This window comes from Microcoleus sp. PH2017_12_PCY_D_A (assembly GCF_020738565.1).
In the GTDB taxonomy this organism is placed as follows: domain Bacteria; phylum Cyanobacteriota; class Cyanobacteriia; order Cyanobacteriales; family Microcoleaceae; genus Microcoleus.
Genome location: NZ_JAEQCI010000014.1, coordinates 72,480 through 87,845, shown reverse-complemented (window position 1 = coordinate 87,845; position 15,366 = coordinate 72,480). Strand labels below are relative to the sequence as shown.

Genomic DNA, 15,366 nt, shown 5'->3' with positions numbered 1-15,366 from the left:
CGCCTGCCTCCGCAGGTTGAAGATGCAGACGACGGTTGAAACCGCTGTCGCGAGTCAAACTTGCACCCACTAGAGAGCGGGTTGAAGTCTGCAACTAATCATCAAAGCGTTGCAAAATCCACTCAACCCCCGCAGCTAAATTTGCAGCAATAAAATCCGGTTTAGTATGGTGCTGATACTCGCCGCTCAACACGCTTTCCCCGTAACCAGTCTGCACCAAAATACCAGTACAACCGGCATTGTGAGCCATATCAACATCAGTCGCTTTATCCCCCACCATAAAACTATTCGACAAATCCAAATCGTGTTCCCAAGCCGCCGCTACCAACATCCCCGTATTCGGTTTTCGCCAAGTCGTATACCGGGTAAATTCTGGATTTGTTCCGCCTTCTGCTTCGCTCAAATAAGGACAATAATAAAGAGCATCTAACCTCGCTCCGGCTTCTTTTTTTAGTAACAAACACAGGCGTTTGTGCAAAGCTTCAACGTGGCTGACTGGATAATAACCCCTCGCAGGCCCCGATTGATTGGAAACCAAACAGCAAAATATTTGTCTGTCATTTAAACGGCGTACAGCTTCGGCTGTGCCGGGGATTAAATTCAAGTCTTCTAATTTGTGAATGTAGCCAGCTTCGATATTGAGGACGCCATCGCGGTCGAGAAATACTGCTCGTTTCATAGAATTGCGATCGGATTGTAGATACTGTCTGGAACTGTCAAGGAGTAGCGCTCAAATAATTTGCGATCGAAGGCTTTTGGGATTTCTAAAATCTCCAAAGCCGTGGGACTCCAATTATACTCTAGCTACCCTGAAAAATCAAGACAGTATCTACAGATATTGCAATTAATTTATCCGCCCAGTCACTACTTTTTGTACCAAGCTTGGCGCCACTGTTTCATTTGCTCAATCTCTTGCTTTTGCGAAGTCAAAATCTCTTGAGATAATTTCTTCATTTCCGGCCGTTTCGACTTCTTCAACGCATCTTGGGCCATCACTAAAGCTCCTTCGTGGTGGGGAATCATCGCATGCAGAAATCGCAGGTCAAATTCAGCATCAGCAGCGCCTAAATCCATGCTCATCATCATGCTTTGCATTTGTTCGGGAGTCATTGGCATCATGTGACCCATTTGAGCTTGATAAGCCATTGGCGTACTGTCGGCTTTGGCATACCAAGTTTTTCGCCACTGTTTCATTTGATTGATTTCGCGGTTTTGAGCGGCAATAATGTTATTAGCTAGTTTTTTCATTTCCGGGCGTTGGGATTTGTTTAGCACATCTTTTGCCATGTTTACAGCACCTTGATGGTGTACTGTCATGCCATCAATAAATCGCAAATCGTAGTCGGCATCCGCCGGGCCTAAATCCATTGACATATTGTGATTCATGCCATGATTCATACCATCCATTCTGCCACTTTGTCCCGCGTCTTGCTTGTTGTTCGCTTGGGTTGCTGCGGTAATATTTGGGGCTTGAGTTGGGCTGGTAGGAGATTTTGAACAAGCTGCTAGAATTCCGCTGGTTGCGGTGGCTGTGGCGGTCAATATTAGTGCTGCCAAGCCTGTTTTTAATGAAATTGGTTTCATAGATTTTATATCCTTAAAACTGCCACTTAATAATCAGCTTGTCACCGAGAGATGAAATTAAGATGAAATTTACAAAAATTTCAAATCTCAAATCTCAAATCTCAAATCTACTTGACTCTCCTGCTAACTGGAGACTTTACAATGGAGTTAATTCATCTATGAAGCAGAGTAGTTTCTGCTGAGGTTCCAATTATGAATTTACAGCTAAAAGTTCCCAAAATGGCTTGTTCGGCTTGTGTGAATACAATAACAAAAGCAGTTCAAGCCATTGACTCAGCCGCTACTGTTGAGGCGGATCTCAAGACAAAATTGGTCGCGATTCAAACCGCTAAGCCGGAAAGTGAGGTTAAAAAAGCGATCGCATCTGCTGGCTATCCAGTCAGTAGATTTTAGATTTTAGATTTTAGATTTATATCATGTCCGCAGAGAACGACCATGATAAGATTTGTTTGTAGTGAGGACTTCAGTCCTCATAATCAGAGGACTGAAGTCCTCACTACAAACCGTTTTTATTATAGTAGTAATTTAGAGGAGATAATATTACTCCACAGATGAACCTTGGAGATTTAATAAAAGTCTAAAATTTTTGATTCTCCACCACCGCCCTGCGGTGGCTTGTATCCATTTTTGGGGGTCATTTGCAGGCAGAAAGTAATTGTCTAATTTAGGATGGCATTTATGGACAATCTCACACTTAAATTGCGGGGCATGAGTTGTGCAGCTTGTGCTTCCTCTATCGAACAAGCAATTCAATCTGTCCCCGGCGTAAGTGAGTGCAGCGTCAATTTTGGGATGGAACAAGCAACCATCCAATACGACTCGAAGCAAACCAACTTAGCAATCATTCAAGAAGCTGTTGATGCGGCGGGATACGAAGCTTTGCCCCTGCAAGAAATGGCAGGGGATGATGCAGAAAAAGCCGATCGCAAATCCGCATCTCAAAACTTGCAGCGAAAACTCTGGATCGCAGGCAGCATCAGCATTATACTGGTTTTGGGTGGCATTCCAACCATGACAGGCGTTCACCTGCCATTCATTCCCCCATGGCTGCACAATTTTTGGCTGCAATTAGTGCTGACATCACCAGTACAGTTTTGGTGCGGTAAATCGTTTTATGTCGGGGCTTGGAAATCCTTTAAACGGCGCGTCGCAACTATGGATACCCTGATTGCTTTGGGGACAAGTGCTGCTTACTTTTATTCGGTATTTGTGACATTTTTCCCCGGTTTCTTCACTTCCCAAGGTTTGACTCCCAGCGTTTATTACGAAGTTGCCGCCAGCGTTGTCGCCTTAATTTTGTTGGGGAAAAACCTAGAAAATCGGGCGAAGGGAGAGACTTCGGAAGCAATTCGCAAACTCATGGGTTTGCAAGCAAAAACTGCTCGAATTATTTGCAACGGAGAAGAGTTAGAAGTACCCATCGCCCAAGTGGCAATTGGCGACATCGTGCAGGTGCGCCCGGGCGAGCAAATCCCCGTAGACGGAGAGGTGATTGAAGGTGCTTCGACGGTAGATGAAGCAATGGTTACGGGGGAAAGTTTGCCTGTCAAAAAGCAGCTTGGCGATGAAGTTATAGGAGCGACAATTAACAAAACTGGCAGCTTTAAGTTTCGCGCGACAAGAGTTGGAAAAGATACATTTTTAGCTCAAATTGTCAAGATGGTGCAGGACGCCCAGGGCTCAAAAGCCCCGATTCAAAAGTTAGCAGACCAAGTAACAGGTTGGTTTGTTCCCGCAGTAATTGCCGTGGCTTTAGCTACTTTTATTATTTGGTTTAACGCGACGGGTAACTTCACTTTGGCGACGGTGACAATGGTGGAAGTGCTGATTATCGCCTGTCCCTGTGCTTTGGGTTTGGCGACTCCGACTGCTGTGATGGTTGGCACTGGAAAAGGTGCAGAAAATGGAATTTTAATTAAAGGAGCAGAGAGTTTAGAAAAAGCTCAAAGAATTCAAATTATTGTGTTAGATAAAACTGGAACGCTTACGGAAGGTAAGCCGACGGTAACTGATTTTGTGACAATTAAAGGAACGGCGGACAGCAATGAGTTAAAATTGCTGCAATTGGCGGCTTCTGTAGAGCGAAATTCCGAGCATCCTTTGGGGGAAGCTGTGGTGAGGTACGCTCAATCTCAAGAGGTGAAGTTGACAGATATTCAGGATTTTGAGGCGATCGCGGGCAGCGGCGTGCGAGGGGTTTCGAGGGGAAAGCCGATCGCCCTGGGAACCCTGAGATGGATGCAGGAATTGGGCTGCGATACTGAATATCTGGAGCTGCGCGCGCGAGCTTTTGAAGCTGCGAGCAAAACGGTGGTTTGGATGGCTGTAGAGGGCAAAATTGAGGCAATTCTGGGCATTGCTGATGCTCTGAAACCTTCGTCGGCGCGGGCGGTGAAGGCGCTGCAAAAACTCGGTTTGGAGGTGGCGGTGCTGACTGGGGATAACCGATCGACTGCGGAGTCGATCGCCCGATCCGTAGGAATTACTCGCATTTTTGCCGAAGTTAGACCCGACCAAAAAGCCGCTCAAATCCAAGCGCTGCAAGGGGAAGGCAAAATTGTGGCGATGGTGGGAGACGGGATTAACGATGCACCGGCTTTGGCCGCTTCGGATGTGGGAATTGCGATCGGTACCGGCACAGATGTGGCGATCGCAGCCAGCGATATTACCTTAATTTCAGGAGATTTGCAAGGGATAGTTACAGCAATTCAACTTTCGGGCGCCACCATGCGGAACATCCGCGAAAATCTGTTTTTTGCCTTTATTTACAACATCGCTGGAATACCGATCGCAGCGGGCGTTTTGTACCCAATTTTTGGCTGGCTGCTCAATCCGATTATCGCTGGTGCAGCAATGGCTTTCAGTTCTCTTTCGGTAGTGACTAATGCTTTGCGATTGCGGCATTTTAAAGCCAAATCTATTGTATAAATTAGGAGGAATTTGAAAAATGTTTAGCCAGCGTCAAGTTTTAGGAAGTCTCGCAGGTTTAGGAATTATCCTCGGAATTGCGTCGGGAGTTCGAGCAAATCAAATATCAACCCATCCGGCAAATTCAACAGCTCAATTTCGGCAGATTGAACAGCCGCTAAGTTTAAAAATTGGCATAACAGCAGGCGGATTGAGCTTAATTGGTTTAGAATTATGGTGGTTTTTGTTCAGTAAAACTCAAGCTAAGCCTCAATACGGTTCAGTTAAGCCCGGAGATCCCCCCTAGCCCCCCTTAACAAGGGGGGGACAAGAGAATTGTCTTTCGTCCCCCTACAACCAGGAGGATGCGAGGGGGATCTCCGGGGGACAAGAGAATTGTCTTTCGTCCCCCTACAACCAGGGGGATGCGAGGGGGATCTCCGGGGCACAAACAGTTTTAACAATCGCGTATCGAGCTAAAATCAAGTAAATTTTCCCGGGGCGTTTTTTTTCAGCGAAATCTCGCTAAAATTGATCGAGCTTAAAAAATTTGGAGTGAGCTAAATGCAACTACTACACACGATGCTCCGAGTCGGAAACCTGGAAGAGTCCCTCAAATTTTACACCGAGGTTCTGGGGATGAGATTGCTGCGGCAAAAGGACTATCCAGATGGTAAATTTACTCTGGCTTTTGTGGGCTACGGCGACGAATCCGACACTACAGTTTTGGAATTAACGTACAATTGGGGCGTCGCAGAGTACAATTTGGGTGATGCTTACGGTCATATTGCGATCGGCGTTGACGACATTTACGGTACTTGTGAAGAAATTAAAGCCCGCGGCGGCAAAGTTACTCGCGAACCGGGCCCGATGAAGCACGGTTCAACTGTCATCGCTTTTGTACAAGATCCTGATGGATATAAAGTTGAATTAATCCAATTCAAAAATCAAGGTAGCAGCAGTCAGAAACTAACTGCGGAAGCAGCATCTTAGTCGTGGTAGTCGTGGTAGGGTGCGTCAGCAACAAACTTTTTGACTTACGTTAAAACTCCGGTTCTGACGCACCCTACAAAGGGGATGCGAAAGGATTTTCAACACTTTTAATTCGATCGCACCGACGGTACAAATTGCTGCAAGTAACTCTTTTGCCACAAAATAGAAAAACTGTTGCCTATTTGGCTTAAACTATCAAATTTAGGAATCAATTGAGATTCTCGGCGCTTGTCTAACGAAGCTAGCGTCGCAAAGAATATAGATAATACTAACAAAAATATCACCATCACAATAAAAAACATAGTCCAATAGACTAGAAATTCACTTTGGTAGTAGTTGACGGTCAATATCGAGTTAATCACTGCATCGGATAAATACAAAAGCAGCCCTGTTGAAAACCACACTCCTAACAATAGCCACGTCCACTTAAACATCTGTGTTGCAGTCTTGTTATTTTTGGACGCCGAAAGTTCTAAATCTCTAATTTTGCTGTTAATTTTTGATGTGACTTCATACAAAGTAGACTGCAAAGAATCTCTGATTAAATTCAAATCGTTGTCGAGGTTTATGCACTGCTCGGACGTGCTTTTGTCAACACTCACGTTTTGGAGTTTCCTGCGGTGTTCAGCCAGTTTATTACCAAGGGTCTGATCCCATTCTTGCAGCCGCTCTACTGTCAAATACAAAAGTTCCCTATTTGCATCTAACAAGCTCTGACAATCTAGAATCGACTTAACTAACTTGCTCAAATTGTTAATATGTTCGTCTACAGTATTTTGGTATTCCCTCTGTTTATCTGACAAGAAATTTGCCATTGCGACATCATCGCCGCACAGCGACACAGCATCAGAATACACGCCGTCAATTTCCTTTTTACCTAGATATAGTGACGCTTTGCACTCCTCAATTTCGGGAATGGTCAGAGATTCTAAAGACTGATGTTCTACATGAAATTTATATAGGAGCGCTGTCATAATTTGCGCCGATTTTCGGTCTAGCCGATCTTGGTAAGGTTCTAACATAATTGCCGCTCGATTTTTGATCGCCGCCTCCGGGTGGTGCAGAAACTCAAAAACTTTGGCAACTATTTGGGAGAATTCCCACTCCTTAAAATTATTTTTCGCCACATCCAAAAAGTTGGTGATGGCTGCATCCTTTTCGGCATGAAATTTGTACCCATCATCCGTAACTGCGATCGCAGGAAATACGCGATCGATCCAAAACAGATATTCCTCGCAATCCATTAACACACCCAGCAGCAGCCAGCTAGGGCCGTAGACCCAAAAATCGAGACAATTCTCGTATTCCTTACCGCTGTCCATTCTGCTGTTGTCGCTCAAAGCAAATTTATTGCTGGCTAACAGTTTAATTTGCTCTTCTACAACCCGCTGCTCAATTTCTGCTGCATTAATTGTGACATGGCCAGCAGATTCCTTGCCTTGTGCTTGCCATTCATCCAACAAAATTGACTGAATGCTAACAGCAGCACACCACCGAATTAAAGGAGTCGCTCCCTCATACGCTTCCTGTTCCAACACCGCCAGCCGATTTTCGCTAAAATCACTTGATACAGGTTCCTCACTTGATATAATACCCTCTCGCACCTTGCCAACTGCTTGAATTGCCAAAGCCCGAAACAGCAAATTTGGATGCGGTTTTCTAGCGGACTCCGGTATATCTTCCCCTAATCTTCCGCTTTTGGGCACGTCCAAAACTTCAGCAAAAGGACCGATTCCGCATTGTTGGAAGATGCCTTCAACGGTGTTTATTCTTTCCCAAGGTTGAGTATATTTGGTGAGACTGAAGATGAGCGCTGTGTCGCTGCACTCCATTGACTCAGGGATGCTAGTGCGATCGATTTTCCAGAGATTGCTTGTCATAATTTGTCGCCATGACAATTGCTAGATCTTAACGTCGTTGTCCGATGCTGAATGCAACTCTACATCTACTGCTGCTTTTTGTCAATATTAGTCTCGAACGCAGTTGACGCATAATAAGCTGGGAACCAAATTTCACGAGTATATTTCTGGTTGCTTCATGCGATCGAGTTCAGTAAAGGCTGATACCCCCTAGGCCTGATTAAGGAGAATAAGATAGTTCTTCAAGTCCCCCAACAATCAGGGCGATGCGAGGAACTCCGAAGGCTCGACAGTGTTAACTGAACGGTATGGTTGCTAAACCCGGTATTTTCCGTAGCAACCGGGTTGAGCGAGGCAAATATCTGTCGGCGACTAAGTATATAAATTTACACAAATCCGATAAAATGTCTAATTTGGAGGCTATTTTTATTTGCTCGAATCAACCTAGGATGCTGGTTTCTTTTTCGGGATTTTTAAGATTTTGTCCTTCGCCATTTCGTCAACAATTAAGTCGCTGATAATTTGAGCTCCGTGGGAGGTAAAATGCACGCCGTCATTAATTTTTACATAGCCTCGCTTCCCCGATTTATCAGCAACTACCGGAACAAATTTTCCGGCTTCTGCAAAACTTTCCCAAGTCGAAATAAATTCTATTTTCGGTGAAGATTTGGTCGCATTTTTATAAATCTCGTTCATGATGGGAAAAGCTTTGAGATACGAAGATTTGTTAGATATGGATTGACCTACCCAATACACTTTTCTAACGGAGGATGAACCAAGTAATTTGGCATATTTATCTACTCTTTCTTGATAAGCTTTTTGCCATTCTGGGGTCAGGATGGCCCGGTATTTTCCTTGAGAATCAATGATATCTTGAGGGTCGTTGCCTCCGAACAAAATTATGACTACATCCGGCCGATAATCCTGGATAAGTTCGCTGGTTCTGGCATACCAGTCATAATAATCTATCCGATTTAAGCCGCTCGATACTTTGTAGTCAAGTTTTGTATTTGCGATATTGTATTTTTCCTTGAGAGTGTACTGAATTTGAGTTCCTAAGTCGAACATTACTGAATCGCCAATAAATAAAAATTTGCGATAAGGTACGGTTAGTTTGGGTTTAGCTGTAGTTGGTTTTTTAGCAGGCTTTGGGGCTGCAACAGCAGGTTTTGTTGCGGTTTTGACCGGAATTTTTTCGGGTTTCTTGGAAATGCTATCGAAGTTAATATCTTTGATATTGCTCCAAAAATCTTGTTCGGATTTCCTGAAGCCGTCTATTTCGATCTGGCGCGCTGCTTGTTTGATTTCGTTACTGGCGAAGGGAGTTGAAGAAAAGCTTTTCAGAAATAAGGATAAGTTGGAAAATATTAAGGTGAGAATTACAGAGGTAACTATCAACAAAATTTCTCGGTCTCTCATAAGAAGGAAGTTCGGCAACGAGCAATGTACGGGATGTAACGGATGTAACGGATTTATTTCAGTCCGATGGAAGCCCGAATTCTGAAGGAGGAAGAAGGGAAGAAGACATAGACAGCAATCTTTTTAGATCTCCGTATTTTACGTTTAATTAGGTGGATTTACTTGTTTATTAGAAGTTAAAGTAAATAAAAGGTGGGACGGTACTCGGGCCTAACATTAAGATAGCATACACGAGTATGGAAACTAAAACAACCCGAAAGAATAGGTTGTTTAATGACAATACTGTTTGCAATACCTTGGAAACGATCTCGCCCCACAGGTTGATCGCGCCAATGACGGCAATTACTAGATACAATTGCCAAAAGTTGAATTGAAAAGTTGCAAACGAAAAACGAAAGATTCCCTGAAAAAACCTCATGGCAGTTTCCCAGTTGGGTGTGCCGAAAAATACCCAGCTACAGGTAACAAAGGTAAAGGTTAACAACCAACTGCAAAATTTAGTAAATCTGGGAAAGGCATAGTCTAATTTGAGGTGGATAGCTTGGGGAATATCTTTACATAGATGGTTGACAATCAGTCCTAAACCGTGAATTGCTCCCCAGACAATAAAGTTTAATCCTGCGCCGTGCCAAAATCCGCCGATCGCCATTGTTATCAGTAAATTTACGTACTTCCGCAATTTGCCGTATTTATTACCACCTAACGGAAAGTAAAGGTAATCCCTCAACCACTCGGAAAGACTGATGTGCCACCTTTTCCAAAATTCTTGCAAGCTGAGCGATCGGTATGGCATATTGAAATTGGCAATGGGTTTGAAACCCAACAAGCAAGAGATGCCGTTAGCCAAATCCGAGTAGCCGCTAAAATCTACATAAATCAAACAAGAATAGGAAATTGCCGCCAGAATTAAATCGATGCTGCTGTATTGCTGCGGAACTTTGAATGGTAGTTGAGTGAAGTTAAACAAAAAGCTGGATAAAGTATATTTTTTGAAGAGTCCCGACAAAATTAAAACGATAACTTCTTCGATTTGATAGTCGTATTTTTTGGGTGAATTTAGCTGCGAGTAAAATTCGCCAGGGCGCGAGATTGGCCCGGAGGCAATTTGGGGAAAGTAGGTTATGTAGGTGGCGTAGTCTATAAATTTAGGACAGGGAATTTTGTGCTGGTAGCAGTCGATTAAATGGGAAATTATTCTAAATGTGTAGAATGATATGCCGACGGGGGCGATTATTTGTAATGTTTGAAAATTCGCGGGAATTTTAAGCTGGTTTAATATCTCAAATAACGAAGTTACAAAGAAGTTGCAATATTTGAAAAAGCCGAGATTGGCAATGTTGACAATTATGCCGAAGATGAAGGCAATCTTTGGCTGTTTGCCGTGAACGACTGCTCGGAGAATGATATAATTGTAGGCTGTACTTAAAATGAGGAGGCAGAGAAAGTCTAAGCTCCAAAAGGAATAAAATAATAAACTGGAAATTAGCAAGACAATTTTATATAAATTGACTTTGGGCTTCAAAGAGAGGATGGCACTAAAAAGAATTAGGAAAAATACTAGAAATTGGTAAGTTGGAAATAACATAGGTCTCAATAAAGTAAAATTTTTAGTAGAGCAATAAAGAGGTTTGTAGTGAGGACTTTAGTCCGCAGAAATTGATGCGGACTAAAGTCCTCACTACGAACCAAGACATAACCTGGAAATTAGCAAGACAATTTTATACAAATCGACTTTGGGCTTTAAACAGAGGATGGCGCTAAAAAGAATTAGGAAAAATACTATAACTTGGTAAGTGGAAAATAGCATAGATGTCAATAAAGTAAGATTTTTAGTAGAGCAATAAAGAGGTTTGTAGGGAGGAATTTAGTCCTTTGATGGATGCGGACTAAAGTCCTCACTACGAACCAATAAATAACCTGGGAATTAGTAAGACAATTTTATATAAATTGACTTTGGGCTTTAAGGAGAGGATGGCACTAAAAACAATTAGGAAAAATACTAGAAATTGGCAAATTGGAAATAACATAGATCTCAATAAAGTAAAATCTTTAGTAGAGCAATAAAGAGGTTTGTAGTGAGGACTTTAGTCCGCATCAATTTCTGCGGACTCGCATTCCGAACGATCGAACGAAGACATAATATGAGACGGTAGTGCTGTGTCCGTGCAGTATTGTAGGTAATGGAGAACCTGTATATTTTCATAAGTTCGATCGCCCGATCCGGTCATGGCGCACAAAAAATCGCTGGGGATTGGGGGCTTGCAGATATTGCAAGAGGCTAACTATGTGATAACTTCCGCGCTCGTTAACCGCACTCATAGATTCACAATCGTGTTTCAAGATTATGATGGTTGTGAGACCATGTATTAACGGATAACAACAGGAATCCCCTTGATTGCGAGGAACCAACGTGCAGCCAACAGACCCTAGCAAATTTACAGATCAAGCCTGGGAAGCCATTGTCAAATCCCAGGATGTAGCCCGCCGCTTTGCCAATCAGCAGCTAGAGGTTGAACATTTAGCGATCGCCATTCTAGAACAGCAAGGCTTGGGCAACAGCATTCTCAGCAAGGCTGGAGTAGATGTCCCCCGCTTCGCCCAACAGTTAGAAGCTTTTGCCAAACGACAGCCCAGAGTTGCCAACGCTGACCAACTATACCTCGGCCGCGGCTTAGAAGTGATGTTAGATGCTGCTGAGTCTGCCAGACAGACTTGGCAAGATAATTTTATCGCCGTTGAACATTTATTAATAGGCTTGCTAGAAGATGAACGAGTTGGTAGGCGATTGCTGACTAGGGGCGACGGGCCGCCGGGCCGCCCCGGATACGATCGCAAACCGGCCCCCGGTACGATCGATCGCCCGAAACTCGATGAAGCAATCAAATCAATTCGCGCTACTACCAAAGTCAAAGATCAAAGCCAAAGCCAAAGCCAAAGCCAAAGTCAAAGTCAAAACCAAAATTCCGACGCCAACTCCGACGCCCTCAGCAAATACGGGCGCGATTTGACAGAAGCCGCCAAAGCAGGCAAACTCGACCCAGTAATCGGCCGCGACGAAGAAATTCGCCGCGTCGTGCAAGTTCTTTCCCGCCGCCAAAAAAACAATCCAGTGTTAATTGGCGATCCCGGAGTCGGAAAAACTGCGATCGCCGAAGGTTTGGCCCAGCGAATTGTCAACGGCGACGTACCCGAATCATTGAAAAACCGCCAGCTATTCAGCCTCGACATGGGCAGTTTAATTGCTGGGGCAAAATTCCGGGGCGAATTTGAAGAACGGTTGCGTTCTGTCCTGCGAGAAGTTATCGATTCCGACGGGCAAATTGTCCTATTTATTGACGAATTGCACACCGTTGTTGGCACTGGCGGCGGCGGAAGTTCCGGTTCGGGAATGGATGCGGGAAATTTGTTGAAACCGATGTTAGCCCGGGGCGAATTGCGCTGTATCGGCGCTACAACTCTCGATGAATTTCGCAAAAATATTGAAAAAGATCCGGCACTGGAACGCCGCTTTCAACAAGTATTTGTCGGGGAACCGACTGTGGAAGATACTGTTTCAATTTTGCGCGGCTTGAAAGACCGTTACGAACGCCACCACGGGGTAAAAATTACTGATTCGGCGCTGGTTGCGGCTGCAACTCTGTCTTTTCGCTATATTTCCGATCGCTTTTTGCCGGATAAGGCGATCGACCTTGTAGACGAAGCGGCCGCCCATTTGAAAATGGAGATTACCTCCAAACCCGTGGAATTGGAAGGGATCGACCGCCGGGTGATGCAGTTGGAAATGGAAAAATTGTCGATCGAAGGCGAGGGAAAAGGTTCTCCAACGGCCACCATCACCCCCCGCATCGAACGCATTAAATCTGAGATTGAGATTTTAAAAGCCAAGCAAGAAAAATTATCTTCGCAGTGGTTGGGCGAAAAGCAGTTGTTGGATGCGATCAATAAATTGAAAGCAGAAGAAGACCAACTGCGAGTGCAAATAGAACAGGCAGAAAGAGCTTACGATTTGAATAAAGCGGCACAGTTGAAGTACGGTAAATTGGAGACTGCGGTGCGCGATCGCGAAGCGAAGGAAGCCGAGCTTTTGAAACAGCAAGCTCAAGGTTCTTCGCTGCTGCGGGAAAAAGTTACTGAGGGCGATATTGCGGAAATTGTGGCTAAATGGACTGGCATTCCAGTCAATCGGTTGTTAGAATCGGAACGCCAAAAATTGCTGCAATTGGAAAGCCATTTGCACAAGAAAGTCATCGGTCAAGAGGAGGCTGTAACGGCGGTTGCTGCGGCGATTCGGCGGGCGCGGGCGGGGATGAAAGATCCCGGTAGACCGATCGGCTCTTTCTTGTTCATGGGCCCCACAGGCGTCGGTAAAACCGAGTTAGCGCGGGCGTTGGCGGAGTTTTTGTTTGATAGCGATGATGCGATTATCCGCATCGATATGTCGGAATATATGGAGAAGCAAAACGTCTCCCGGCTAGTCGGAGCTCCCCCGGGATACGTCGGTTACGACGAAGGCGGACAACTTTCCGAAGCAGTGCGGAGACATCCTTATTCGGTAGTGCTGTTTGACGAAGTGGAAAAAGCGCACCCGGATGTATTTAACATTTTGCTGCAAGTGTTGGATGACGGCAGAATTACCGATTCTCAAGGTCGAGTGGTTGACTTTAGAAATACCGTAATTGTAATGACTAGCAATATCGGTAGCGACCACATTTTAGACGTGTTTACTAAGAAGGGAAAAACTGCCAAAAAACCCGCAAGTCGAAAGCAGGAACCGAAGGAGGTGTCAATTCCCAAGACAGATTATAAAGTTGCTGAGGATGGTACTGTCGAGGTGTCAGCCCAGCGAGTCGATACACTAGACAAGAGTGAAAAAGACAACAGTGAAAGTGAAGATTTACCGACTCAAGAACGGGAGACAGACCAAGAGTACGAGCAAATGTTGAAACGGGTGATGACAGCTTTGCGATCGCACTTTCGGCCAGAATTTCTCAATCGCGTGGACGAGATCATTTTGTTCCACACGTTGAGCAAGATCGAACTGCGGCAAATTGTCAGCATTCAAGTGAAGCGGATCGAGCGGCTGTTGGCGGAGCAAAAAATTACTTTGGAACTGTCAGATGCGGCGAAAAACCACATTACAGATGTTGGTTACGACCCGGTTTACGGCGCTCGTCCGCTGAAACGCGCTATCCAGCGGGAGTTGGAAAACCCGCTGGCTAACAAGATTCTGGAAAATGCGTTTACCGAAGGCGATACAATTGCGATCGACTGCGTAAATAACACTTTGCAGTTTCGCAAAAAAGACTCTCTCCCCGCGTTAGTAGGTAACAGTTTGTAGTTGCGTTAGGAACAGGCTTTCTGGCCATTGGTGTCAACTTAACATCAAAGGTATTCAGAGACTGCTGTTGGGTGATTTAAGGCCGGATCCCCCCTAACCCCCCTTAACAAGGGGGGGATAAGAGTCTTCTCTTTCGTCAACCCCTACTCCCCTTTTTAAGGGATCTTTCCAACTAGCAAATCTATTTGCGAAGAAGGACAAAACTCTTCTCAAAGTCCCCCTTCTTAAGGGGGATTTAGGGGGATCGGGCCTAGGCTATAAACGAAAGATACAAAAGTTTTCTGGCTTAAGTTGACACCAATAACTTTCTGGCCTGTTCCACAAATAATTAATCTTCTTTTGTCCCAGAAAGCCTGGTAGTTTAAAATCATGAAACAACTAACTAGAATCACTCTGAATCCAGAAGTAATGGGTGGGAAACCCTGCATTCGCGGCTTGCGAGTCACTGTGGGTACTATAGTCGGACTGATGGCATCGGGACACTCACCGTCAGGCATTTTGCAAGCCTATCCCTACCTGGAAGAAGCAGATATATATGAAGCGCTTGCCTATGCAGCGTGGCGAGTTGAAGAAGTAGAAATTCCTATCAAAGTTGAACAGGCCAGAAAGCCTGTTATTCAAAAATTAGGAACAGGCTTTCTGGCCTGTTCCACAAATAATTAATCTGCTTGTGGAACAGGCCAGAAAGCCTGTTCTTGAAAATAGTCAAGCGTGCTACTTAATATTACGAATTGCCCATCGTGCGGCTGGTGTAAGCATCCATGCTGTAGGCGGGAACGCGAACGCTGTAATCAATTTCTGTTCCAGTCACCGATTTTGCCAGTTGTTCAAAAGATTTATCATTCCAATTGCGATCGTGGATGGGCTTTGACTGTTCGCCCAAGAAATATGCTTGAGTACCAATTAATGATGCTGCGACCCAGCCGACGACCAAAAGAGCGATTACAATAGTCATTTTTGCTTTTTCCTTAAGTTTTGTTGCTTTATGTAAATAAATGTAACAAAAATTTGCGAAGAGCGTCAAGTTAGTATAATGTCGTGCGAACCGTCCAGCAGGTACGGGATACCGCACCTTTGAGGGAAATTTAGGGTGTGCTTAGCCAGCACCGGTATATAGGGGGTGCTTAGCAAGCACTGGTATATAGGGTGTGCTTAGCCAGCACCAGTATCCCAATTGTGAACTGTATCCGCAATAACAAAATAGATTGTTTAAATTCTTTAATTAAGAAATTATAAGTTGTGCGATCGTAAATTACGATTAAAACT

12 protein-coding genes are annotated in these 15,366 nt (G+C 44.5%); 6 read left to right on the top strand and 6 right to left on the bottom strand.

The features are described from left to right. Positions 1 to 94 precede the first annotated feature (94 nt). Together JGK39_RS02800 and JGK39_RS02795 are read right to left on the bottom strand one after the other, a co-directional pair. Positions 95 to 679: an HAD family hydrolase gene (locus JGK39_RS02800; protein ID WP_293248898.1), complete on the bottom strand. Its 585-nt coding sequence runs from the start codon at positions 677 to 679 to the stop codon at positions 95 to 97. 185 nt (positions 680 to 864) lie between these two features. Next, on the bottom strand, positions 865 to 1,584 hold the full coding sequence (locus JGK39_RS02795) for a DUF305 domain-containing protein (protein WP_293248896.1): 720 nt from the start codon (positions 1,582 to 1,584) through the stop codon (positions 865 to 867). Between the two features lie 192 nt (positions 1,585 to 1,776). Between JGK39_RS02795 and JGK39_RS02790 the strand changes: the two genes are divergently transcribed. The 4 genes from JGK39_RS02790 to gloA all read left to right on the top strand — a co-directional run bounded on the left by JGK39_RS02790 (position 1,777) and on the right by gloA (position 5,484). Continuing rightward, a complete protein-coding gene (locus JGK39_RS02790) occupies positions 1,777 to 1,977 on the top strand; it encodes a heavy-metal-associated domain-containing protein (RefSeq protein WP_293248894.1) in 201 nt (66 codons plus the stop codon). A 285-nt stretch (positions 1,978 to 2,262) separates the two neighbouring features. Then, positions 2,263 to 4,512, top strand: a complete 2,250-nt coding sequence (locus JGK39_RS02785; protein WP_293248892.1) for a heavy metal translocating P-type ATPase — start codon at positions 2,263 to 2,265, stop codon at positions 4,510 to 4,512. Positions 4,513 to 4,531: 19 nt separating this feature from the next. Further along, a complete protein-coding gene (locus JGK39_RS02780; protein ID WP_293248890.1) occupies positions 4,532 to 4,798 on the top strand; it encodes a hypothetical protein in 267 nt (88 codons plus the stop codon). Between the two features lie 257 nt (positions 4,799 to 5,055). Then, complete coding sequence (gloA, locus tag JGK39_RS02775; RefSeq protein ID WP_293260492.1) at positions 5,056 to 5,484, top strand: lactoylglutathione lyase; 429 nt, start codon at positions 5,056 to 5,058, stop codon at positions 5,482 to 5,484. Between the two features lie 107 nt (positions 5,485 to 5,591). Here the strand turns inward: gloA and JGK39_RS02770 are convergent, their stop codons facing one another. The 3 genes from JGK39_RS02770 to JGK39_RS02760 form a co-directional block, all read right to left on the bottom strand. Then, positions 5,592 to 7,364: a hypothetical protein gene (locus tag JGK39_RS02770; RefSeq protein ID WP_293260489.1), complete on the bottom strand. Its 1,773-nt coding sequence runs from the start codon at positions 7,362 to 7,364 to the stop codon at positions 5,592 to 5,594. 423 nt (positions 7,365 to 7,787) lie between these two features. Next, the gene (locus JGK39_RS02765) at positions 7,788 to 8,762 is read right to left on the bottom strand and encodes a DUF459 domain-containing protein (protein WP_293260486.1); all 975 of its coding nucleotides are present in this window, start codon (positions 8,760 to 8,762) and stop codon (positions 7,788 to 7,790) included. 169 nt (positions 8,763 to 8,931) lie between these two features. Then, positions 8,932 to 10,347, bottom strand: coding sequence for an MBOAT family O-acyltransferase (locus JGK39_RS02760; protein WP_293260483.1), 1,416 nt, complete (start codon positions 10,345 to 10,347; stop codon positions 8,932 to 8,934). Between the two features lie 825 nt (positions 10,348 to 11,172). Between JGK39_RS02760 and JGK39_RS02755 the strand changes: the two genes are divergently transcribed. After that, positions 11,173 to 14,100 carry an AAA family ATPase gene (locus JGK39_RS02755; protein ID WP_293260480.1) on the top strand — a complete coding sequence of 976 codons (2,928 nt, stop codon included), beginning with the start codon at positions 11,173 to 11,175 and terminating at the stop codon, positions 14,098 to 14,100. 369 nt (positions 14,101 to 14,469) lie between these two features. Then, the gene (locus tag JGK39_RS02750) at positions 14,470 to 14,763 is read left to right on the top strand and encodes a DUF433 domain-containing protein (protein WP_293260477.1); all 294 of its coding nucleotides are present in this window, start codon (positions 14,470 to 14,472) and stop codon (positions 14,761 to 14,763) included. A 61-nt stretch (positions 14,764 to 14,824) separates the two neighbouring features. On the opposite strand, the gene JGK39_RS02745 is transcribed toward JGK39_RS02750, so the two are convergent. Then, entirely contained in the window at positions 14,825 to 15,055 is a 231-nt protein-coding gene (locus tag JGK39_RS02745) for a hypothetical protein (protein ID WP_293260474.1), read from the bottom strand. Positions 15,056 to 15,366 lie beyond the last annotated feature (311 nt).